Source organism: Pseudomonas oryzihabitans, assembly GCF_006384975.1.
Lineage (GTDB): Bacteria > Pseudomonadota > Gammaproteobacteria > Pseudomonadales > Pseudomonadaceae > Chryseomonas > Chryseomonas psychrotolerans_B.
Genome location: NZ_CP021645.1, coordinates 2,208,485 through 2,230,160, shown reverse-complemented (window position 1 = coordinate 2,230,160; position 21,676 = coordinate 2,208,485). Strand labels below are relative to the sequence as shown.

At 64.0% G+C, this 21,676-nt stretch carries 18 protein-coding genes; 6 read left to right on the top strand and 12 right to left on the bottom strand.

All coding sequences use genetic code 11. From position 1 onward, the window contains the following. Window positions 1–88: 88 nt before the first annotated feature. On the top strand, window positions 89–1,228 hold the full coding sequence (locus CCZ28_RS09880) for a hypothetical protein (RefSeq protein ID WP_140217659.1): 1,140 nt from the start codon (window positions 89–91) through the stop codon (window positions 1,226–1,228). Between the two features lie 182 nt (window positions 1,229–1,410). On the opposite strand, the gene CCZ28_RS09875 is transcribed toward CCZ28_RS09880, so the two are convergent. The 12 genes from CCZ28_RS09875 to CCZ28_RS09820 all read right to left on the bottom strand — a co-directional run bounded on the left by CCZ28_RS09875 (window position 1,411) and on the right by CCZ28_RS09820 (window position 15,841). Beyond that, window positions 1,411–1,881, bottom strand: a complete 471-nt coding sequence (locus CCZ28_RS09875) for a helix-turn-helix domain-containing protein (RefSeq protein WP_140217658.1) — start codon at window positions 1,879–1,881, stop codon at window positions 1,411–1,413. 316 nt (window positions 1,882–2,197) lie between these two features. Further along, complete coding sequence (locus CCZ28_RS09870) at window positions 2,198–3,340, bottom strand: IS481 family transposase (RefSeq protein WP_140217657.1); 1,143 nt, start codon at window positions 3,338–3,340, stop codon at window positions 2,198–2,200. A 190-nt stretch (window positions 3,341–3,530) separates the two neighbouring features. Continuing rightward, window positions 3,531–3,953: a GNAT family acetyltransferase gene (locus CCZ28_RS09865; protein ID WP_140217656.1), complete on the bottom strand. Its 423-nt coding sequence runs from the start codon at window positions 3,951–3,953 to the stop codon at window positions 3,531–3,533. Window positions 3,954–4,073: 120 nt separating this feature from the next. Then, complete coding sequence (locus CCZ28_RS09860; protein WP_140217655.1) at window positions 4,074–5,099, bottom strand: peptide ABC transporter ATP-binding protein; 1,026 nt, start codon at window positions 5,097–5,099, stop codon at window positions 4,074–4,076. Next, window positions 5,086–6,117 (bottom strand): ABC transporter ATP-binding protein, encoded by a 1,032-nt coding sequence (locus CCZ28_RS09855; RefSeq protein ID WP_140217654.1) that lies wholly within the window; start codon window positions 6,115–6,117, stop codon window positions 5,086–5,088. The genes CCZ28_RS09860 and CCZ28_RS09855 overlap by 14 nt, the downstream gene beginning before the upstream one ends. After that, window positions 6,114–7,025, bottom strand: coding sequence for an ABC transporter permease subunit (locus tag CCZ28_RS09850; protein WP_140217653.1), 912 nt, complete (start codon window positions 7,023–7,025; stop codon window positions 6,114–6,116). Before CCZ28_RS09850 ends, CCZ28_RS09855 begins: the two co-directional genes overlap by 4 nt. Window positions 7,026–7,047: 22 nt before the next feature. Next, window positions 7,048–8,058: an ABC transporter permease subunit gene (locus tag CCZ28_RS09845; protein WP_140217652.1), complete on the bottom strand. Its 1,011-nt coding sequence runs from the start codon at window positions 8,056–8,058 to the stop codon at window positions 7,048–7,050. A gap of 363 nt (window positions 8,059–8,421) precedes the next feature. Beyond that, entirely contained in the window at window positions 8,422–9,840 is a 1,419-nt protein-coding gene (locus CCZ28_RS09840; RefSeq protein WP_140217651.1) for an OprD family outer membrane porin, read from the bottom strand. A 146-nt stretch (window positions 9,841–9,986) separates the two neighbouring features. Continuing rightward, entirely contained in the window at window positions 9,987–11,579 is a 1,593-nt protein-coding gene (locus tag CCZ28_RS09835) for an ABC transporter substrate-binding protein (protein WP_140217650.1), read from the bottom strand. A gap of 39 nt (window positions 11,580–11,618) precedes the next feature. Next, a complete protein-coding gene (locus CCZ28_RS09830; RefSeq protein WP_140217649.1) occupies window positions 11,619–13,217 on the bottom strand; it encodes an ABC transporter substrate-binding protein in 1,599 nt (532 codons plus the stop codon). A 70-nt stretch (window positions 13,218–13,287) separates the two neighbouring features. Beyond that, on the bottom strand, window positions 13,288–14,886 hold the full coding sequence (locus CCZ28_RS09825; RefSeq protein ID WP_140217648.1) for an ABC transporter substrate-binding protein: 1,599 nt from the start codon (window positions 14,884–14,886) through the stop codon (window positions 13,288–13,290). A 247-nt stretch (window positions 14,887–15,133) separates the two neighbouring features. Next, the gene (locus CCZ28_RS09820; RefSeq protein WP_140217647.1) at window positions 15,134–15,841 is read right to left on the bottom strand and encodes an SIMPL domain-containing protein; all 708 of its coding nucleotides are present in this window, start codon (window positions 15,839–15,841) and stop codon (window positions 15,134–15,136) included. 176 nt (window positions 15,842–16,017) lie between these two features. On the opposite strand from CCZ28_RS09820, the gene CCZ28_RS09815 reads away from it, so the two are divergent. The 5 genes from CCZ28_RS09815 (at window position 16,018) to kdgD (ending at window position 21,591) form a co-directional block, all read left to right on the top strand. After that, window positions 16,018–17,277 carry an ATP-binding protein gene (locus tag CCZ28_RS09815; RefSeq protein WP_140217646.1) on the top strand — a complete coding sequence of 420 codons (1,260 nt, stop codon included), beginning with the start codon at window positions 16,018–16,020 and terminating at the stop codon, window positions 17,275–17,277. 16 nt (window positions 17,278–17,293) lie between these two features. Next, a complete protein-coding gene (locus CCZ28_RS09810; protein ID WP_140217645.1) occupies window positions 17,294–17,854 on the top strand; it encodes a response regulator transcription factor in 561 nt (186 codons plus the stop codon). 123 nt (window positions 17,855–17,977) lie between these two features. Further along, a complete protein-coding gene (locus tag CCZ28_RS09805; protein ID WP_140217644.1) occupies window positions 17,978–19,711 on the top strand; it encodes an ABC transporter ATP-binding protein/permease in 1,734 nt (577 codons plus the stop codon). Window positions 19,712–19,794: 83 nt separating this feature from the next. Then, window positions 19,795–20,547 (top strand): FadR/GntR family transcriptional regulator, encoded by a 753-nt coding sequence (locus CCZ28_RS09800; RefSeq protein ID WP_140217643.1) that lies wholly within the window; start codon window positions 19,795–19,797, stop codon window positions 20,545–20,547. A 132-nt stretch (window positions 20,548–20,679) separates the two neighbouring features. Further along, the gene (gene kdgD / locus CCZ28_RS09795) at window positions 20,680–21,591 is read left to right on the top strand and encodes a 5-dehydro-4-deoxyglucarate dehydratase (RefSeq protein ID WP_140217642.1); all 912 of its coding nucleotides are present in this window, start codon (window positions 20,680–20,682) and stop codon (window positions 21,589–21,591) included. Window positions 21,592–21,676: the final 85 nt, after the last annotated feature.

Genomic DNA, 21,676 nt, shown 5'->3' with positions numbered 1-21,676 from the left:
CCATGGCGGACCGGTCGCTGTGGAGGACAGCCTGGCCAGCCTGCTTTACCCTGAATCGTCAATCGAAAGGCTGTCCGTTGGAGATTCTATGAATGCTCGCCTGTGCGGCCTGTGCTGCTTTTTACTGGAGCTGGCGCTGTTGCTGCCCCTGATCACCGGCACCGCCCACGCCGAGAAGCTGCTGCTGGAAGGCACCCTGGGCCAGGGCACCGTGGTGGTCGAGCTCGATCCCAGCGCCAACGAAGAAGCCTGTGGCCGCTATTTCTATGATCGCTGCCGCCGGGACCTGCATCTGAGCGGTCCGGCGCAGCAGGGCGATCACCTGAAGCTGGAAGAGGGCGCTCCCTGGCAGGATGGTCCCAAGGCGAGTTGGTCGTTGGCGCGTGACCCCGCTGGGCATTGGCGTGGCACCTGGAGCGGTGATGGCAAGACCCTGCCCATCGCCCTGGCGCCGCTGCAGCTGGCGAACGGCGCCCCTGCGGATCGCTATCGCCAGCGGCTACTCAAGGACGATCCCTACGAATTCCGCCGGCTGCAGGGCCTGACCCTGCAGCCCGGCGAGCACCAGACCTTCATGGGACGCGGTCTGCGCTGGTGGCGCGAGCCCCTTTCGGGCATGCGGCTGTTCACCGTGGAGGGTGCCAGCGAGGTGGCCAATGCCGTGCTGCGCGAACGACTCTGGGCGGAGGTGGACGCCCATCTGGGCTGCATCGGCAACGACGGCGAACACAGCCTGAAGGTGACGCCGCAATTGCTCACCGACCGGGTGCTCAGCGTCAATCTGTTCAGCCAGTACAGTTGCAGCGGTGCGGCCCACCCGGATTTCGGCAGCGCGCCCCTGACCCTGGACCTCAAGACCGGCCAGGAGCTGGCGCTGGAGGACTTCCTCTGGCTGGGCCACGGCAAGCCGATCCGACCAGTGCCGGACGACCGCTATTCCCAGGCCCTGGCGGACTATCGGGAAAAGACCCTGGCACCCTGGGTGATACGGCTGTTCAGCCGGCTGTATCCTGCGCTGATGCAGGCACCGGCAGATGGCGAGGGCTGCGATTATCGCAGCGCCGATGTCTGGCAATTCGCGCCCTGGTACCTGACACCCAAGGGACTCTACCTGGGCCCGACCTTCTACCGCGCCGCGCGCAACTGCGACGAACCCGGCGGCACCCTGGTGCCCTACGCCGAGGTGCGCAAGCATCCGGGGCCGTTGGTGGGATTGCTGCCGCGCTAGGGCTAGGTTGGTGCCGGGTGATGTTGGGCTCCGTCTCAACCCAACCTACGCGGTGGCCGGCAAAGTACCCGTAGGTTGGCGCTGAGCGTAGCGAAGCCCAACAGCCGCAAGCCGCGCTCGGCATGATTGGGCTTCGACGATAAGGCCGTCTCAGCCCAACCGGCGCCATGAGTAGCTTTTCATTATTTGCGAAGAAGTTTTTGCAGCCGGATTTGCTGCCAGCGGGCAATCCGGTCGCGCAATACGAAGATCTGTAGGCCACGCACTGCCAGCAAGACGCCCCAGATAGCCGCGACCCACCAAGACCAATGACTATCAGGTGAGGTAGCGCGGTTCAGGAAATAGAGAAATAGACAAATCACCAGGCCACGCAGCACTCGCCAGTAGAATTTGCTTTCCGCCGCTACTCGGTCACGGGCATCGGTGATCCGCTCGTCTACGGCTGCCCCGCCTGCTTGAGTGGTTTGCTCGGTCAGATCGACAATCCGGACTTCCAGTACGGCAGCCAGCGCGCCGAGTGTCTCCAGGCTGGCCTGTTCGCCGTTTTCGATGCGTTGCACGGTGCGAGCACTGATACCCGCCAACTCAGCCAGGTGCTCTTGCGACCAGGCTCGTGCCACGCGAAGTTCCTTGATCTTGTTCGGCATTTGCATCGCAGTTTCTCCAGAGGGAATCGACGGGAGCAAGCTTCGCCGTTTTGCCTCAGGCCTGACACGACAGCAACCTGACAGTAGCCCGACAGCGACGCGACAGGGGCAATTAACCAGCCACGCAACGTTTTTCATCTGGGGCGGCCGGTGCCGGTGAATGAGCTGGGGTCTTTCCAGCTTACACCTCGATCGTGGCCATGGCGGTCCGCCGATGCTGCCGCTCCTACGGGAGACAAACGCCTGCTCGATAGCCCCCTTTCCCTTTGTGTATAGCCCGGAGACATGGTGGACACCTGTTCGAGGACATGGTGGACAGGTGTCAGGCGACGGAACGTCCCGTCGTCGCCGTCCGGGTATGTAAGTTCAGGCACGCGATGCGCCAGGTGCGCCAGAACACGTCGTACTGGCCGTCCACGCCCTCGGGACGGATCAGCATGGGTTCGCCGATGAAGGCCTTGCCCACGTGCCACTGATGGCCTCGCCAGTTGATGAGCCCCTGATCGCGTACCGTGCGGACGATACCGCCTTCAGCGTACAACGGCGCGGATGGCGCGGGGCAATAGGCGCGGGGGCTGGGTTGATAGCGTGTCTGGGGCACCTGCATGCCCAGCGCCTGATGCGGCCGCTGGGCATTGTAGAGCTGTCGCCAGTGGTCGAAGGCCCGCTGCGCCTTGTCCAGGTCTGCCCACGGCGGGCCCTGCAAGACTTCGGCCTTGAGCGTGCGGTGGAAGCGTTCGTCCTTGCCCTGCGTCTGCGGATGATAGGGCCGCGAATGGCTGACCCGGATACCCTGGGCCATCAGCCAGACGTCCAGCCGAGTGTAATGCTGGCCGTCCGTGCCCCAGGGGCTGCCGTTGTCCATGGTCATTCGCGCCGGCAGGCCATAGCGCTCGAATGCGGCGATCAGGCACTGACGCACGGTGCTTTCCCGCTCGTCGCCGCAGGCCTGCAACACCACTGCGTAGCGCGAATGGTCGTCCAATACGGTCAACGGATGACAGCGTCCCCGCAATAGGGGGACATGACCCTTGAAGTCCATCTGCCACAGATCGTTGGCGTGCGGGTGTTCAAAGCGCTGCCAGGGCTTGGCCGCCGCTGAAGCCGCCGCGCTCACTGCGCCGTGGCGGACCAGGATTGCATGCACCGTGCTGATGGCCGGCATCGGCACGCCCTGATCTTCCAGCCGACGCGCCAGCTTACGTGCTCCCCAAGCCGGGTGTTGCGCGCGCAAGGCCATGACCTGCGCCTCCTGTTCCGGTGCACAGCGGCTTGGCGACGTCGCCGGACGGCGCGAACGGTCCGTCAACGCCTCGCCGGCCCTGGCACGCGCCAGCCACTTGTATCCCGTCGTCGGGCTAATGCCGAAACGGCGGCACAGCAAGCGTATGTTCGCTCCCGCCTGTTGCGCCAAGCCAACGAATTCCTCGCGTAACTCCATCGTGGACCTCCCCTGCCACGGCATCGGCCTGCTCCCACCTGCCAAATGCCACAGCTTGATGTGTCCACCCTGTCTCCGAACAGGTGTCCACCATGTCCCCGGGCCATACACCTTTGGGAGAGGGTTGGGGTGAGGGAGCGCCCCGGTAACGGATTTCCGATTGGCAAAGGTTAAGCGGGGAGAACTGCCGCCTTGGCCACCGCCCGGGCAGCAATCAGTGATCGTCGGCGATCAGCCGCTTGCCCAGGGTGACGGCCTCCACCTCGGCGTAGCCCAGGGCCGCGTAGAAGCCATGCACCGCTGTGTTTTCCCGGCGCACCATCAGGTGCAGCTTGGGGCAGCCCCGCTCGATCAGCAGGCGTTCGGCGGTTTCCACCAGGCGCCGGGCATGGCCCCGGCGACGGTGCTCCGGCGCCACCGCCAGGTAGTAGAGCCAGCCACGATGGCCGTCATTGCCGACCATGGCACTGGCCATGAGGGTGCCGTCCACCTCGCCCACCAGGAACAGCTCCGGTTGCTCGGCCAGCTTGCGCTCGATGTCGCGGTAGGGGTCGTTCCAGGGGCGGGTCAGGTCGCAGACGTGCCAGAGGCTGACCACGGCCTCGGTATCGCTGGGCTGGAAAGGGCGGATGAGCATGGGGCTGGAAACCTATAGCCAGGGTACGTGTTGGGCTTCGACGATAGAGCCGTCTCAACCCAACCTACGGGGCGTTCGTAGGTTGGGTTGAGCGTTAGCGAAGCCCGACGGGTCTGCGTCCTAGAGAAAATTCTCCGCATAGTGGCAGGCCACCTGGCGGGCTTCCACATTGCGCAGGACCGGTACCTCGGTCTTGCACTTCTCCGTCGCATAGGGGCAGCGACGGTGGAAGACGCAACCGGGTGGCGGGTCCAGCGGGTTGGGCAGTTCGCCCTGGATGCGGATGCGCGGCTTGCTCGGGTCCGGGTGCAGGCTCGGGGTGGCCGACAGCAGCATCTGGGTGTAGGGATGCAGCGGCCGTTCGAACAGCAGGTCGCGACTGGTCTTCTCCACAATGCAGCCGAGGTACATCACCATCACCTCGTCGGCGATGTGGCGCACCACCGAGAGGTTGTGGGAGATGAACACATAGGCCGTGTGGTACTGCTGCTGCAGGTCCATGAACAGGTTGAGCACCTGCGCCTGGATGGATACGTCCAGCGCCGAGGTCGGCTCGTCCGCCACCAGCACCTTGGGCTGCAGCATCATGGCGCGGGCCACGGCGATGCGCTGGCGCTGGCCACCGGAGAACATGTGCGGATAGCGCTGGTAATGCTCGGGTCGCAGACCGACCTGCTGCATCATCGCCTGCACCTTCTCGCGCCTTTCGCTGCGGGAGAGATCGGTGTTGATCTGCAGCGGCTCGGCCAGTTGGTCGCCGATCTTGCGCCGCGGGTTGAGCGAGGCGTAAGGATTCTGGAACACCATCTGCACCTCGCGGCGCAGCTCCTTGCGGCGGGCGGCATCGGCCTGGGCGACGTCCTGGCCGCCGATGACCAGGCTGCCGGCGGTGGGCTGCTCGATCAGGGTCAGGGAACGCGCCAGGGTGGACTTGCCACAACCGGACTCGCCCACCACGGCCAGGGTACGCCCGGCCTGGAGGTCGAAGGAGACGCCGTTGAGCGCCTTGACCGTGGCGCTGTCCTTGAACAGGCCGCGGGAGAGGTGGTAGTGCTGGGTCAGGTTCTTGGCTTCGAGCACGAGGCGCTCGGACGCCTGCCCCTGGGTAGCGGGACTAGCGAGGACGGTGGCTTCAGACGGCGCCATGGCGATCCTCCGGCAACTGGCTGGGTCGTTGATGTTCGGGCAGTACCTCGGGCGCCTCGCCCGGGGCTACATTGCGCGGGAAGAAGCAGCGCACCGCGCCGCGGTCATAGGGCTCCAGCGCCGGGCGTTCCGCGCAGCGTGGCTGCACATAGGGGCAGCGCGGGCTGAGCAGGCAACCGGTGGGACGGTCGTAGCGGCCGGGGACGATGCCCGGCAGGGTGTGCAGGCGGTCCGTCTGGCTGTGCTCGGGAATGGCCGCCAGCAGGGCTTCGGTATAGGGATGGGCGGGGGCGTCGAACAGGGTCGGCACCACGCCTTTCTCCACCGCTTGCCCGGCATACATCACCACCACGCGCTGGGCGGTCTCGGCCACCACGGCGAGGTCGTGGGTGATGAGGATCAGCCCCATGCCCTCGTCGCGTTGCAGGTTGACCAGCAGTTCCATGATCTGCGCCTGGATGGTCACGTCCAGGGCGGTGGTGGGTTCATCGGCGATCAGCAGGCGCGGTTCGGCGGCGATGGCCATGGCGATGGCCACGCGCTGGCTCATGCCCCCCGAGAGCTGGTGCGGATAGGCACTCAGGCGGCTGGCGGCGGCCGGGATCTCGACCTTCTCCAGCAATTCCACGGCGCGCTGGCGGGCGGCGCGGCCCTTGAGGCCCAGGTGTTGGCGCAGCACCTCCTCGATCTGGAAGCCCACGGTGTAGCTGGGATTGAGCGCCGTCATCGGGTCCTGGAAGACCATCGACAGCTCCTTGCCGATCAGGTGCCGACGATGGCTACCCTTGAGGCTGAGCAGGTCCTGGCCGTCGAAGTGCAGGCGGTCGGCGGTGATGCGGCCGGGGTGATCGATCAGGCCCATCACGGCCATCATGGTCACCGACTTGCCGGAGCCGGACTCACCGACGATGGCGACGATCTCGCCCTGATCCACGGTGAGATCGAGGCCTTCCACCACCGGCGGGGCGTCGGCGCCGCCGAAGCGCACCGAGAGGTTCTGGATTTCGAGGAGGCTCATGACTGCACCTTCAGACGCGGATCGAGGGCATCGCGCAGGCCGTCGCCCATCAGGTTGATGGCCAGCACGGTGAAGAGGATGGCGAGACCCGGCAGGGTCACCACCCACCAGGCGCGCTCGATGTAGTCGCGGGCCGAGGCCAGCATGGTGCCCCACTCGGGGGTGGGCGGCTGGACGCCGAGGCCGAGGAAGCCCAGGGCGGCGGCATCGAGGATCGCCGAGGAAAAGCTCAGGGTGGCCTGGACGATCAGGGGCGCCATGCAGTTGGGCAGCACGCTGACGAACATCAGGCGCAGGGTGCCGGCGCCGGCCAGCCGCGAGGCCGTGACGTAGTCGCGATGCAGTTCACCCATCACCGCGGCGCGGGTCAGGCGCACATAGGAGGGCAGCGAGACGATGGCGATGGCCACCACGGTGTTGGTCAGGCCTGGGCCGAGGATGGCGACGATGGCCACCGCCAGCAGCAGCGAGGGCAGCGCCAGCATGATGTCCATCAGGCGCATGATCACCGGACCCGCGCGATTGGGCGAGAAGCCGGCGATCAACCCGAGCAGGATGCCGGGGATCAGCGAGACCACCACCGAGGCCAGGCCGATCAGCAGCGACAACCGGGCGCCATAGATCAGCCGGCTGAGGATGTCGCGGCCCAACTCGTCGGTGCCCAGCGGGAATTGCGCCTGGCCACCGGCCAGCCACATCGGCGGGTTGAGCATGAAGTCGCGGAACTGCTCGCTCGGCGCATGGGGCGCGACCCAGGGCGCCAGGAGCGCGCAGGAGATCACGATGACCATGAAGATCAGCCCACCGAGGGCGCCTTTGTTGTGGGCGAAGGCCTGCCAGAATTCCTTGAAAGGGGAGGGATAGAGGGCGCTCGGGTCTTGAGCGGCCGGAGTGTTTACCGTTGTCATAGGCTCTGTCCGTGCGGGCGCATCAACGCTGGTGGCGGATGCGCGGATTGATCAGGCCGTAGAGGATGTCCACGACGAAGTTGACCAGGATGACCAGGGTGGCGATCAACAGGATGCCGTTCTGCACCACCGGGTAGTCCCGGGCGCCGATGGCCTCGATCAGCCACTTGCCGATGCCGGGCCAGGAAAAGATGGTCTCGGTCAGCACCGCGCCAGAGAGCAGGCTGCCCACCTGCAGGCCGAGGACCGTGATCACCGGGATCAGGGCATTGCGCAGGGCATGGACGAAGACCACCCGCGCCGGCGACAGGCCTTTGGCCCGGGCGGTACGCACGTAGTCTTCGCGCAAGACCTCGAGCATGGCCGAGCGGGTCATGCGGGCGATCACCGCCAGGGGGATGGTACCCACCACGATGGCCGGCAGGATCAGGTGCTTGAGCGCATCGAGGAAGGCGCCGGGCTCGTCGGAGAGTAGGGTGTCGATGAGCATGAAGCCGGTACGCGGCGGGATATCGTAGAGCAGGTCCAGGCGACCCGAGACCGGGGTCCAGCCGAGCTTTACCGAGAACAGCATGATCAGCAGCAGGCCCCACCAGAAGATCGGCATGGAGTAGCCGGTGAGGGCGACGCCCATCACTCCGTGGTCGACGACGGACCCGCGCCTGAGCGCGGCGATGATGCCGGCCAGCACACCGAACACGGTGGCGAACAGCATGGCCGACACGGTCAGTTCGAAGGTGGCGGGGAACAGGGTAGTGAATTCGTCCCAGACGCCGACACGGCTGCGCAAGGATTCGCCGAGGTCGCCGTGGGCGAGGTTGCCGATGTAGTCGAAATACTGCTGGTACAGGGGCTTGTCGAGGCCCAGGCGGTGCATGGCTTCGGCGTGCATCTGCGGATCGACGCGGCGTTCGCCCATCATGACTTCCACCGGATCGCCGGGAATCAGGCGGATCAGGGCGAAGGTCAGCAGGGTGACGCCGAAGAACGTCGGGATCAGCAGCCCGAAGCGACGGGCGATGAAGGCGAGCATCGGAGGGGGTGTCTCCTCTTGAGGCTTATTAGAACGGCGCAGGTACGTGCCCGGCCGCGTTTTTTGGGTAAGAGCCTGCTCGAAAGCTGCGTGTGAGCTTTTGCTCTGGCTCTCAGACCTTGTGGGTCTCGATTCATCCCTGAGGGAGCCATCCTGGCCCCGGACGAAGGAAGCACCTGCGACGGTGGTTCCTTCGGTCCTACGGAAAGGTTCGAAGAGCGCTCTGGGACGGCACTCGAAGCCCGGCAGGTTACCACGTTGCCATGGGGGTCGAAATCCTCGACAAAATCATGGCTTCGCCGATGTTCGCCACGCGATCCCGCCAAATGGCCGGCGCTTGACGAATTCTACCGGGCTCGATCATCACAGCAGGTTGAACGGCAAGGTGGAGACCAGGCGCACTTCCTTGACGTTGCCGTCGGCTTGTTTGTGGCTGGCGGTGTGATCGGTCAGCAATAGACGGAATTTGCTGTTCTTCAACTCGCCGCTCGGTACCGTGTAAGTCCCGATCAAGCCGATCTCGTGGTGCTTCTCGCCATCCTGCTCCAGCACATCAGCATAGTTGGCGTACTTGCCGGTGCCGGGATTGTAGTGGGTGCCGTCGATATCCCAGCCCTTGGCGTACCAGACACCGGTGCTCAGGCCGGCTATGCCGAAGTAGCTCCAGTCGGTTTCATAGCGGATCTGTAGCGACTTCTCGTTGGGGCCGTTGTAGTCCGAGACCAGGGAGTTGGCCAGGTAGATGGCGGCGGTCTCGTGGGCGTAGTCGAAGTACTCGTTGCCGTCGATCTGCTGGTAGCCCAGGGTCAGGCTATGGGCCTGGTGGCTGCCAGTGAACGCCAGGCTCCAGGCGGTGTTGTCGATGTCGCCGGCTTTGGAGCTGCCGGTGTTCAGGGTGCGATAGGCGTTGGCCACCGTCTTCCAGGCGAAGGTGTCCAGGTTGCCGCCGGCCTGGGTCAGGCTCAGGAAGTACTGGTTCCAAACGTCTGCGAAGTTAGCGCCATAGAGGCTGACTTCCCAGCCCTGGGGCAGCTTGTAGTTGCCGCCAAGGAAGCTCAGGCGATCGGCGCGCACCTCACGGGTGCCGTACTCGGTGGTCCAGGGCTCGTCACCGGCGCCGGTGCGCGGGCTGACCCGGTTGAAGCTACCGCCCTGCAGCGAGAGGTTATCCCACTCGTCGCTGGTGAAGGCTGCGCCATCGAAGCTGGAGGGGAAGGGGCGGTTGTCGTTATAGCTGATCACCGGGGTATCGAGCATGAAGCGGCCAACCTTCAGCTCGGTGTTGGAGGCGCGCAAGCGCACATCGGCGATGCCCAGTTTCGACCATTCGGCATGGCCTTCACCCTGGGCGTTGGCCAGGGTGCGGTTGCCGCCACCGCCGATACGGCCCTTGCCGCGCTCCAGGTTGGTGGCCTGGTAGCCGGCCACGTCGAGGCCGAAGCCCACGGTGCCCTGGGTGTAGCCGGAGCTGTACTTGAGCGCGGTAGCCTGGACCCAGGTGTTGCGCGAGTGGGTGCGTTTGCGGGTGCCATTCTTCTCGTAGCTGAAGATGGGATCGGAACTGGTCTCGCGGGCGAAGAAGTTGCGCGTGGTCAGGGTCAGGCTGTCATCGGCGAGAAAGCCTTTGGCGCCTTCCTGGCCCTTGACCGGCTTCTGCACGTTGGGGACGGTCTGGACGTCGTTGGCATAGCTGGGGTCTTGAGGGGCAGGGGACTGAGCCTGGGCGCTCAGTGCCAAGGCAAGCAGGGATAGGGCTAGGCTCCCTTGGTGGATCTTCTTCATGGTGTTGCTCCTTTGATTGGCTATTTTTCTGTCGTAGGGGCGTTTTTCGCGACGGCCGAACCCGTCGCGCCGAAAACGGCACGCGTACGGGTAAGGCGTCGGGACGGGCCCGCCCGGGCCCGGTTCGGTTTGGCGTCAGGCGCCGGTCAGTTGAGGGTCACCGTGGAGAAGTCGTAGACCCCCAGGGGGCTCTGGACATAGCCCTGCACCTTGGGTTGCAGGACGTCGGTGAACAGCGGATGGGCCAGCGGAATCCAGGGCATCTGCTGGTGGAAGATCTGCTGGGCCTGTTCGTAGAGGGCGGCGCGCTGGGCCGGATCGTTGATGCGCTTGGCCTTCTCGATGTCGTCATTGAAGGCCTTGTCGCACCAGAACGAGCGGTTGTCACCGCTTTGCGCCGCGGCGCAGCTCAGGTTATTGGTGAGGAAATTGTCCGGATCACCGTTGTCGCCGGTCCAGCTCATCATCATCAGATCATGCTCGCCGGCCTTGGTGCGCTTGACGAACTCGCCCCACTCGAACTGGGTGATCTCGGCCTTGATGCCGATCTTGGCCAGGTCGCCCTGGATCAGTTGAGCCACCAGGGCCGGACTGCCACCCGGGCCGCTGCCGGTGCTGATGTAGTACTTGAGGGTAAAACCGTTGGGGTAACCAGCTTCCTTGAGCAATTCCTTGGCTTTTTCCAGGTCGTGGGGCCAGGGCTTGATGTCCTTGGCATAGCCCAGCAGCGAGGAGGGATAGGGATTCACGGCCGGCTTGGCGCCGCCTTCGCCGAACACCGTCTTCAAGTAGTTCTGCTGGTCGAAGGCCATGGCGATGGCCTGGCGCACCCGCACGTCGTTCAGTGGCTTGTGCTTGGTGTTGATGGCCAGGTAGGAGGTGGTCTGGCTTTCCACTTGGGCCAGCTTGACGCTCTTGTCCTGGCGCAGCATCGCCGCGTCCTGGGGCTTGATCGTCAGGCCAATCTGGCATTCGTTGTTGCGCACCCGCTGGATACGCACATTGGGGTCCAGGGTCACCGCCAGTACCAGGCCGTCCAGCTTGGGCTTGGCGCCAAAATAATCGGGATTGACCTTGTAGCGGGTCATCGAGTCCTTGGCATAGCGCTCGAAGACGAAGGGGCCGGTGCCGATGGGCTTCTGGTTGATGTCTTCAGTCTTCTTGCTCGCCAGCAGGCTATCGGCGTACTCCTTGGAGAGGATGGAGCCGAAGGGCATCGCCAGGTCGGCGAGGAAGGGCGCCTCGGGCTGGTTCAGGGTGAAGCGCACGTGCTGATCGTCGATCTTGTCGATGGACTTGATCAGGCTGCCCATCTCCATGGCCGCGGCATAGGGATAGCCACTAGGGGAGAGGTTGTACCAGGGGTTGTTCTTGTCCAGCATGCGTTCGAAGCTGAACACCACGTCGTCGGCATTGAGGTCGCGGGTCGGCTTGAAATAGGGCGTGGTGTGGAATTTCACGCCCGTGCGCAGGGTGAAGGTGTACTGCAGGCCATCGGGGGAGACCTCCCAGCTCTGCGCCAAGCCCGGCTCGATTTCAGCGCTGCCCTGCTTGAATTCCACCAGGCGGTTGTATAGCGGCGTGGCCGAGGCGTTGAAGGTGTAGCCCGAGGTATAGCGCCCGGGATCGAAGCCTTCCGGGTTGGCCTCGGTGCAGACCACCAGAGGGCGGGCCAGGGCGGCGTTGGCGGTAAGGCAGAGCAGGGCAGCAAGAGACAGCGAGAATAGTGGTTTGGACACGAAAATTCTCCTCGTAAAAGGCCCAGGGGCCGGAAAGGATCAACGGTCTAGGCTTACGCCATAGAAACCGGTGACACCGAAGGGGTTGATCTTGAAACCCTGCACGTCCTTGCGCATGGGCTGGGACACTACCGAGTGGGCCATGGGGCTCACTGGCATTTGCTGGCGAATGATCTGCTGAGCCCGCTCATAGAGACGGGTGCGCTCGGCGCGATCATTGCTGGTTTTGGCTCGCTGGATGAGAGCGTCGTAGTCCTGGTCGCACCAGCGCGCATAGTTGCTGCCGCCAATGGCGCTGCAGCCGTAGAGCACGCCCAGCCAGTTGTCCGGATCGCCGTTGTCGCCGGTCCAGCCATAGGTCAGCACATCGTGTTCGCCGGCCTTGGCTCTCTTGATGTACTCGCCCCATTCGTAGCTGACGATCCTGGCCTTGATGCCGACCTTGGCCCAGTCCTGCTGGATCATCTGCGCCGACTGGCGGGCGTTGGGGTTGGAGGCGCGCTGCACCGTCATGGCCCAGAGGGCGATCTCGGTGCCGTCCTTGACCCCGGCCTGCTTGAGCAGCGCCCTGGCCTTTTCCGGATCGTAGGGGGCGCCCTTGATGCGCTTGTCGTAGGACCACTGATTCGGCGGGATCACGTTCTGCGCCACCTGACCGGCACCCTGGAATACCGTGTCGACGATGGCCTGCTTGTTGATGGCCATGTCCAGGGCGCGGCGCACCTCGGGTTTGTCCAGCGGCGGATGCTGCACGTTGTAGGCGAGGAAGCCGACATTGAAGCCCGGCTGCTCCAGCACCTTGAGCTGTGGATCCCGCTTCATCTCCACCAGGTCCGCCGGGCGGGCATAGCCACTGATCTGGCACTCGTCGGCCTTGAGCTTCTGCAGGCGGGTCGCGGCGTCGGGGGTGATGGCGAAGATCAGGTTGTCGAGCTTGACGTCCTCGGGCTTCCAGTAGTCGCGGTTGCCCTTGTAGCGGATCACCGCATCCTTCTGGTAGCGGCTGAAGACGAAGGGGCCGGTGCCGATGGGCTGCTGGTTGAGCAGCTCCGGCTTGCCCTCTTTGAGTAGCTGATCGGCGTACTCGGCCGACTGGATGGAGGCGAAGCTCATGGCCAGATCGGCGGCGAAGGCGGCATCCACTTGCTTCAGGGTGAAGACCACGGTCTGGTCGTCGACCTTGGCTACCTGGGCGATGTTCTGGTCCAGCCCCATGTCGGTGAAGTAGGGGAATTCGGTGGGGTAGGCCTTACGGAACGGCTGGTTCTTGTCCAGCATGCGCTGGAAGGTGAAGACCACGTCGTCGGCGTTGAAGTCGCGCGTGGGCTTGAAGTAATCGGTGGTGTGGAACTTCACCCCGGAGCGTAGGTGGAAGGTGTAGATCTTGCCATCCGCACTCACATCCCAGCCGGTCGCCAGGCCCGGCTCCAGGGTGGTGCCGCCACGCTGGAACTGCACCAGGCGATTGAAGACCGTCTCGGCCGAGGCATCGAACTCGGTACCCGAGGTGTATTGCGCCGGATCGAAACCGGCGGGGCTGGCTTCCGAGCAATAGACGAGGCTGCTGGCGGCCTGGGCCAGCGGCGCGGAGGCGAGCAAGGCCGCCGCCAGCAAGGAAGAGGCGTGGATGGGACGCATGAGGGGGTTCTCCGTCGGTCAACAAAGGGATACGACCGCCCCCCTTAGGGGCCGGTCGTATCCGCGTGGATCACTTGCTGACGCTGACGCCGTAGAACTGGTTCAGTCCGAACGGACTTATCTTGAAGCCCTCGACCTCTTTGCGCATGGGCATATAGATGGTCGAGTGGGCGATCGGAGCCAGGGGCCGCTGCTGCATGATGATCTGCTGGGCCTGCTGGTAGAGCTCGGTACGCTTGGCCTGGTCGGTGGTGCGCTTGGCGGCCTGGATCAGATCCTCGTAGGGCTTGTAGCACCACATGGAGAAGTTGTTGCCGCCGACCGCGTCGCAGCCGAAGTTGGTGCCCAGCCAGTTGTCCGGATCACCATTGTCGCCGCTCCAGCCGATCAGCAGGGCATCCTGCTCGCCGTTGTGGGCACGCTTGATGTACTCGCCCCATTCGTAGCTGACGATCTTGGCCTTGATGCCGACCTTGGCCCAATCCTGCTGGATCATCTCGGCCATCAGCCGCGCATTGGGGTTGTAGGGGCGCTGCACCGGCATGGCCCAGAGGGTGATCTCGGTGCCCTCCTTGACGCCAGCCTTTTCCAGCAGCGCCTTGGCCTTGGCCGGATCGTAAGGCACGGCCTTGATCGAGGTGTCATAGGACCACTGGGTCGGCGGCATGGCGTTGACCGCTTCCTGGCCGGCACCCTGGTAGACGGTATCGATGATGGCCTTCTTGTTGATGGCCATGTCCAGCGCCTGGCGCACCTCGACCTTGTCCAGCGGCGCATGCTTGACGTTGAAGCCCACCCAGCCCTCGTTGAAACCGGGCTGCGAGGGCATCTTCAGGCTGGGGTCCTTCTTCAGGCCTTCCAGGTCGGCAGGCCGCGGATAGGCGGTGATCTGGCATTCGCCGGCCTTCAGCTTCTGGATGCGTACCGAAGGATCGGTGTTGATGGAGAAGATCAGGTTGTCCACCTTGGGACCGTCGGCCTTGTCCCAGTAGTCGGGATTGGCCTTGAAGCGGATCACCGCATCCTTCTGGTAGCGGCTGAAGACGAAGGGGCCAGTGCCGATGGGCTTCTGGTTGATCTCGGCGGCCTTGCCCTGTTTGAGCAACTGGTCGGCGTATTCGGCGGAGAGGATCACCGCGAAGGGCATGGCCACGTTCTGCAGGAAGGCGGCATCGACATCCTTCAGGTGGATGCGCACGGTGTGATCGTCGACCTTTTCCACCGACTGGATGTTCTTGTCCAGGCCCATGTCGGTGAAGTAGGGGAATTCGGTGGGGTAGGCCTTACGGAACGGCTGGTTCTTGTCCAGCATGCGCTTGAAGGTGAAGACCACGTCGTCGGCGTTGAAATCACGGGTGGGCTTGAAGTAGTCGGTGGTGTGGAACTTCACGCCCGGGCGCAGGTGGAAGGTATAGGTCTTGTTGTCCGGGCTGATGTCCCAGCTCTCGGCCAGACCCGGCTTGACCTGGGTGCCGCCACGCTCGAACTGCACCAGCTCATTGAACACGGTTTCGGCTGAGGCGTCCCAATCGGTGCTGGTGGTGTATTGCGCCGGGTCGAAACCGGCCGGGCTGCCCTCGGAGCAGAACACCAGATTGGCCGCCTGGGCCAGGGGTGCTCCGGCCAGCAGGCTGGAAGCGATCAGGGCAGCGAGTATTTTTTTGTGCATGGAGACCTCAGATTGGGGGTGACGCAACACCCGGTAGTGTTGCGAAACAGATTACCGATGTCTTGTGGACAGACAAGCCCACATGCACAGCTCATGCCCATGTGCATAGCTCAAAGGAGCTATAGACATGAAGAGACACAAACGAAAAGCGGATGTCGCAAAGATATAAGTCGAGTCTCTCCACGACAGCCATCTGTGCGCCCTAAAAGAGCGCACAGAAACAGCATTGTTACTTTTTTGCACTATATCAGGGCATTTGTACCTGGATGGTACCACCTGCCGCGACCTCGACCGTGGTGGTGCCAGGGGCCACGTCGGGCGTCACGGCATCACCGGCAGCCTTCATCGCCGACATGCGCAGCACGGGCATTGGTTGGGGCACGCCACTGGTGCCTAGATCCAGGTTGACGATGCGATAGCCGGTGCCGCCCAGGGCTTCGGTAGCCAATTGGGCGCGAGCCTTGAAGGCGGCCACGGCGTCCTTGAACAGCGCATCCTCCTGCTGCTTGCGGGTACCGTCGGCGATGGTGAATTGCAGGTTGCCCATCTTCAGGTTGCCGAGCAGTTCACCGGTCAGCTTGGACAGCGCAGCGAAATCCGCGCTTTCCAGGCGCACTTCACCGCGCTCGCGCCAAGCGGTGATGGCGCGGCCCTGGTCTTCGTAGACCGGGTAGGTGTTGCGGTTACCTAAGGAAACGCTCACGTCCGCTACCTTGCGCGCCTGCTCCAGGGCGGCATTGAGGGTCTTGGTGGTTTCGCTGGCGAGCGCCGCCGGGTCCTGGCCTTGGCTCTCGGTATAGAGCATGACCTGCATGCGGTCGCGCGGTATCTCACGGCTGACCTCGGCCCTCAGGCTGACCTGGTTGTAACGTGCCTCATCGGCTTGGGACGTGGTGGCGACGACGGCGCTGAACAGGGCGGCGCCCAGCATGAACGGGCGTAGGGGAAAGGTCATGGTGAACTCCTGATTGGCAGTACGAAAGCCTTGGGACCACGGTCACGGCGGATGGTGCGTCGCTTTGCCGCGTCGGCGGCTGAAGGCGGATGGCGCTCGCTATAATGTCAGTCTGTTCTGACGAGCGCGCCACTGGTGGTGGCCGTCTCGATCGTCTCCTGCGTCTGGAACCCCGCATGTTCTCCTTGCCCGTTCAATGGTTGTCTGCCAATCGCCAGAATCTTGGGCGTCTGGTACTCATTCGCGTGCTGGTCCTGGCCGCCCAGGCCGGCTCGGTGGGGATCGCCCGCTTGTCCGGCATCGTCCAATTGCCCTGGACCGCCTTGGCCATCACCCTGGGTGTCTCGGCGGTGCTCTGCCTGTTCGCCGCCCTGCGGCTGACGCGTTCCTGGCCGGTCACCGAGCAGGAATATGCCGCGCATCTGGGCTGTGATCTGGCCATCCACAGTGCGCTGCTGTATTTCGCCGGTGGGCCCACCAATCCCTTCGCTTCCTATTACCTGGTGCCCCTGACCATCGCCGCGGCGACACTGCCCTGGCTCTACACCCTGATACTGGCGGCCCTGACCCTTACCGTCTTCTCGCTGATGCTGCTTTCCTACGAGCCGTTGCATCTGCTGGTGGCCAACGATGGCGCCGTGCTGAGCTACGGCATGTGGTTGAGCTTCGCCCTGTCGGCAGCGGTCATTACCTTGTTCGTCGCGCGGATGGCCACCGCCCTGCGCGAGCAGGAGAGTCTGCAGGCCCAGCGCCGCGAGCAAGCCATGCGTGACCAGCAACTCCTGGCCGTGGCCACCCAGGCCGCCGGGGCCGCCCACGAACTGGGCACGCCGCTGTCCACCATGAGCGTCCTGCTCAAGGAGTTGCAGCAGGAACATGCGGATCAGCCGACCCTGAGCGAAGACCTGGCGCTGTTGCAGGCCCAGGTCGGCCAGTGCAAGCAGACCCTGCAGCAACTGGTACGCGCCGCCGAAGCTGATCGGCGCCAGACCCTGCAGGAGCAGACCGTCGTGGAGTGGCTGGAGGCGACCATGGATCGCTGGCACCTGATGCGACCGGAAGCCACCTACAGCTTCGAGGTGGCGAGCCTAGGCGCGCCGCCCCGGCTGACGCCCCCCGTCGAACTTACCCAGGCGCTGCTGAATCTACTCAACAACGCCGCCGATGCCTGCCCGGAGAACCTTGGCCTTCGCTTGCACTGGGATGCGCGTGAGCTGTGCCTGTCGATCCGCGACCACGGCGCCGGGGTGCCTCTGGCCATCGCCGAGCAGCTCGGCAAACCCTTCTTCACCACCAAGGGCAAGGGCTTCGGTCTGGGTCTGTTCCTCAGCCAGGCCAGCGTCACCCGCGCGGGTGGCACGGTCAAGCTCTACAATCATGAGGAAGGCGGCACCCTCACCGAATTGCGCCTGCCGCGGCACTACGCCCTGGCGTGAATGCCTGGAGATTTCTATGACTGAAGACCTCAACAACGGTTTCGACGACCAGCCCCATATCCTGCTGGTCGATGACGATCCCACCTTCACCCGGGTCATGGCCCGGGCCATGGATCGCCGCGGCCTGCGCGTGTCCATCGCCGACAGCGCCGAAGAAGGCCTGCAACTGGCCAAGGACGACCTGCCGGACTACGCCGTGCTCGACCTGAAGATGGAAGGCGACTCCGGCCTGGTGCTCCTGCCCAAGCTGTTGGAGCTGCATCCGGAAATGCGCGTGGTGCTGCTGACCGGCTATTCCAGCATCGCCACCGCCGTGGAAGCCATCAAGCGCGGCGCCACCAACTATCTGTGCAAGCCGGCCGATGCCGACGACGTCCTGGCCGCCTTGCTGGCCCAGCACGCCGACCTCGACACCCTGGTGCCGGATAATCCCATGTCGGTGGATCGCCTGCAGTGGGAGCACATCCAGCGGGTGCTGGCGGAGCACGAGGGCAATATCTCGGCCACCGCCCGGGCCCTCGGCATGCACCGCCGGACCCTGCAGCGTAAGTTGCAGAAGCGCCCGGTCCGGCGCTGACGGACCTTCATCGTCCCCGGCTCGGCGGGTGATGACTGTTACATTGTTTCAGTCAGAATTCGTTCAGGCATTCCGGCATAGGCTGTGCAGGCGTCTCGTTGAGCAGTCTTTGAGAGTCCGAGCATGTCCGAATCCGCCGTACCCGTGCCCTCCGTCTACGGAGCTTCCCGCGGGCATTTCCTGGCCCGTGTCTGGGCGTTGATCACCCCCTACTGGCGCAGTGAAGAGAAGGGTAAGGCCTGGCTCCTGCTGGGCGTGGTCATCGCCCTGTCCCTGGCCGGCGTGGGCCTGTCGGTTGCCCTGAATACCTGGTATCGCTATTTCTACGATGCCCTGCAAACCCGCGATCTGGCCGCTTTCATCCGGCTGATGCTGTATTTCTGCGGCCTGGCGGCCACTGCCATCCTGCTGGCCGTGTACCGGCTCTACCTGACCCAGGCACTGACCATCAACTGGCGGCGTTGGTTGACCGAAAAGCACTTCGGCCTCTGGCTGTCCGATCGCAACTACTACCAGCTCGAACGCGAAGGCGGTGCCGACAACCCCGACCAGCGGCTGACCGAGGACATCCGCGACTTCGCCGAAACCACTCTGAGCCTGGGGCTGGGCTTCATTCGCACCGTGGTCAGTCTGGTGTCCTTCAGCGTCATCCTGTTCGGTATTTCCGGCGACATCACTCTGTTCGGCATCACCATCCCTGCCTATATGTTCTGGGCCGCGCTGATCTACGCCACCGTCGGCACCTGGCTCACCCACCTCATCGGGCGCCGGCTGATCGGGCTGTACAACCAGCAGCAGCGCTACGAAGCCGACCTGCGTTTCGGCCTGATCCGCGTCCGCGAGAAGGCCGAGAGCGTCGCCCTGTTCCGTGGCGAGGCCAACGAGCACCGGCGGCTGCTGGACCGCTTCGGCTATGTCTGGGGCAACTACCATCTGGTGATGAACTACACCAAGCGCTTGACCTTCTTCACCGCCGGCTACAGCCAGATCGCCATCATCGCCGGCTTCGTCCTGGCCGCGCCACGCTACTTCTCGGGCAAGATCCAGCTGGGTGACCTGATGCAGATCAACTCAGCCTTCGGCAACGTCCAGGAGAGCCTCAGCTGGTTCGTCGACGCCTATGTCAGCCTGGCCTCCTGGCGCGCCATCAGTGATCGTCTGCTGACCTTCCGCGAAACCATGGCCGAATTCAGCCAGGAGACTGACATCCTGGTGCCCCGTACCAGCGACAGTGACCTGGTGCTGGAAGGTCTCACCCTGGGCGCTGCCGGCCGCTTGCTGCTGCATCCCACCGACCTGCGCATCGCCCGTGGCGAACACCTGTTGATCGAGGGCGCCTCGGGTAGCGGCAAAAGTACCCTGCTGCGCGCCCTGGCCGGACTCTGGCGGCAAGGGCAGGGTGGTATCGCCGTGCCCGATGGGCGGCAACTGTTCCTGCCGCAACAGCCCTATCTCCCCATCGGCACCCTGCGCGAGGCGCTGGCCTATCCACAGCCAGTGGAAGCCTATTCCGACGAGCGCCTGGTGGAAGTGCTCCAGCAATGCCGCCTCGAGCACCTCTGCGAGCACCTGGACGAAAATCGTCATTGGGAGCGCACCCTGTCGCCGGGTGAGCAGCAGCGCGTAGCCCTGGCCCGGGCCCTGCTCTATGCGCCCGACTGGTTGTTCCTGGACGAAGCCAGTTCAGCGCTCAGCGAAGCGGATGAGCGAGCACTCTACCATCGGCTCCTGGCGGAGAATCCCGGCCTTACCTTGATAAGTGTCGGCCATCGTCCGAGCCTACGCGCCTATCATCGTCGATATCTATTGTTGGAGGATCAAGAGCTGCGCCCCAGAGCAGTGGATGACGTATCCTGATATGGACTGGGCGGTCTAGATCGGGTGTTAGCAAGAGGGTGAATGCTATGCTTTCGATAGACCTTTCTAATTGGTAAAAAAATATGTCTGCACCCATTTTTTCCCGCCCCCGTAAAAGACCACGCAGCCTGGCTGAAGAAGTTGTTATGGTGCTGATCGAGCAGATCAGCGAGGGTCAATTTCAGCCGGGCGACAAGCTGCCTACAGAGTCGGCCATCATGCAAGCTCAAGGCGTAAGTCGTACGGTTGTGCGGGAAGCCATCTCTCGGCTGCAGGCCGGTGGTTACGTGGAAACGCGGCACGGTATCGGCACCTTCGTGCTGGAGCGGCGTGCCGAGTCGCCGCTGCTGATCGATCCCGCCACCATCATTACCCTCAAGGATGTCCTGGCGATGCTCGAATTGCGCATCAGCCTGGAGGTCGAGGCGGCCGGTCTTGCTGCGCAGCGCCGTTCCGAGGAGCAGCTGCGCGCCATGTGGAGCCTGCTGGAGACCATGCGCAATGGCGTTGAGCAACCGGATCGTGCGGTAAGCGCCGATCTGGAATTGCATTTGCTGATCGCCAGCTCCACGGGTAACCGCTATTTCAGCGACATCATGAGCTATCTGGGCACGGTGCTCATTCCCCGTACCCGACTCAACTCCGCCTACCTGGCGCACGATGACCAGCAACGCTATCAGACGCGCCTGGATGCCGAGCATGAGGCCATCGTCCAGGCCATCGAAGAGGGTGATGTGGAAGCGGCCCGTTCGACCATGCGTCTGCACCTGAGCAACAGTCGCGAGCGTCTGCGACGTGCCCACGAAGAGATGGAACGGCAAGTCGAAGAGGTCTAGATAGCCGGCTTCGACTCGCGCAGAGCATTTTACCGGGGAGGACTTGCTCCTCCCACGAAATAGGTTGTACGATGACTTACAACAGGTGGCGGAATAGCCGCACCTCAGTCCAACTTACGCCGAGGCATCCAGATGACTCCACAAGAACTCAAACACGTCCTCTCTTCCGGTCTGCTGTCCTTCCCGCTGACCGACTTCGATGCTCAAGGCGACTTCCGCCCCGATACCTATGCCAAGCGCCTGGAGTGGCTGGCTCCCTATGGCGCCACCGCGCTGTTCGCCGCCGGTGGCACCGGGGAATTCTTCTCGCTGGAAGCCAGTGAATACCGCAGCATCATCAAGACCGCGGTGGACACCTGCCAGGGCAGCGTGCCGATCCTGGCCGGTGTCGGCGGCTCCACGCGTCAGGCCATCGCCTATGCCCAGGAGGCCGAGCGGCTGGGCGCCAAAGGCCTGCTGCTGTTGCCGCATTACCTGACCGAAGCCAGCCAGGACGGTGTCGCCGCCCATGTCGAAGCCGTCTGTAAATCGGTCAAGATCGGCGTGGTCGTCTACAACCGCAACGTCTGCCGCCTGCAGCCCCAGCACCTGGAGCAACTGGCCGAGCGCTGCCCCAACCTGATCGGCTACAAGGACGGCCTGGGCGACATCGAACTCATGGTCGCTATCCGTCGTCGGCTGGGCGATCGCTTCAGCTACTTGGGCGGCCTGCCCACCGCCGAGGTCTATGCCGCCGCCTACAAGGCATTGGGTGTACCGGTCTATTCCTCGGCCGTGTTCAACTTCATTCCCAAGACCGCCGTGCAGTTCTACGAAGCCATCGCCCGTGACGATCACGAGACCGTCGGCAAGTTGATCGACGACTTCTTCCTGCCCTACCTGGAGATCCGCAACCGCTGCGCCGGCTACGCCGTGAGCATCGTCAAGGCGGGCGCCAGGATCGCAGGCTACGACGCCGGTCCGGTGCGTACCCCGCTGACCGATCTCAAGCAGGACGAGTACGAGCGGCTGGCGGCGCTGATGGACAAGCTCGGCCCGCAGTAAGCACAAACGGCGGGGCGGCCCTCGGCCCGTCCCTGCAGCTGCAGAGCCCACCACCAGCCTGCTGGTCGTGGGCTTTTTTCTGCCC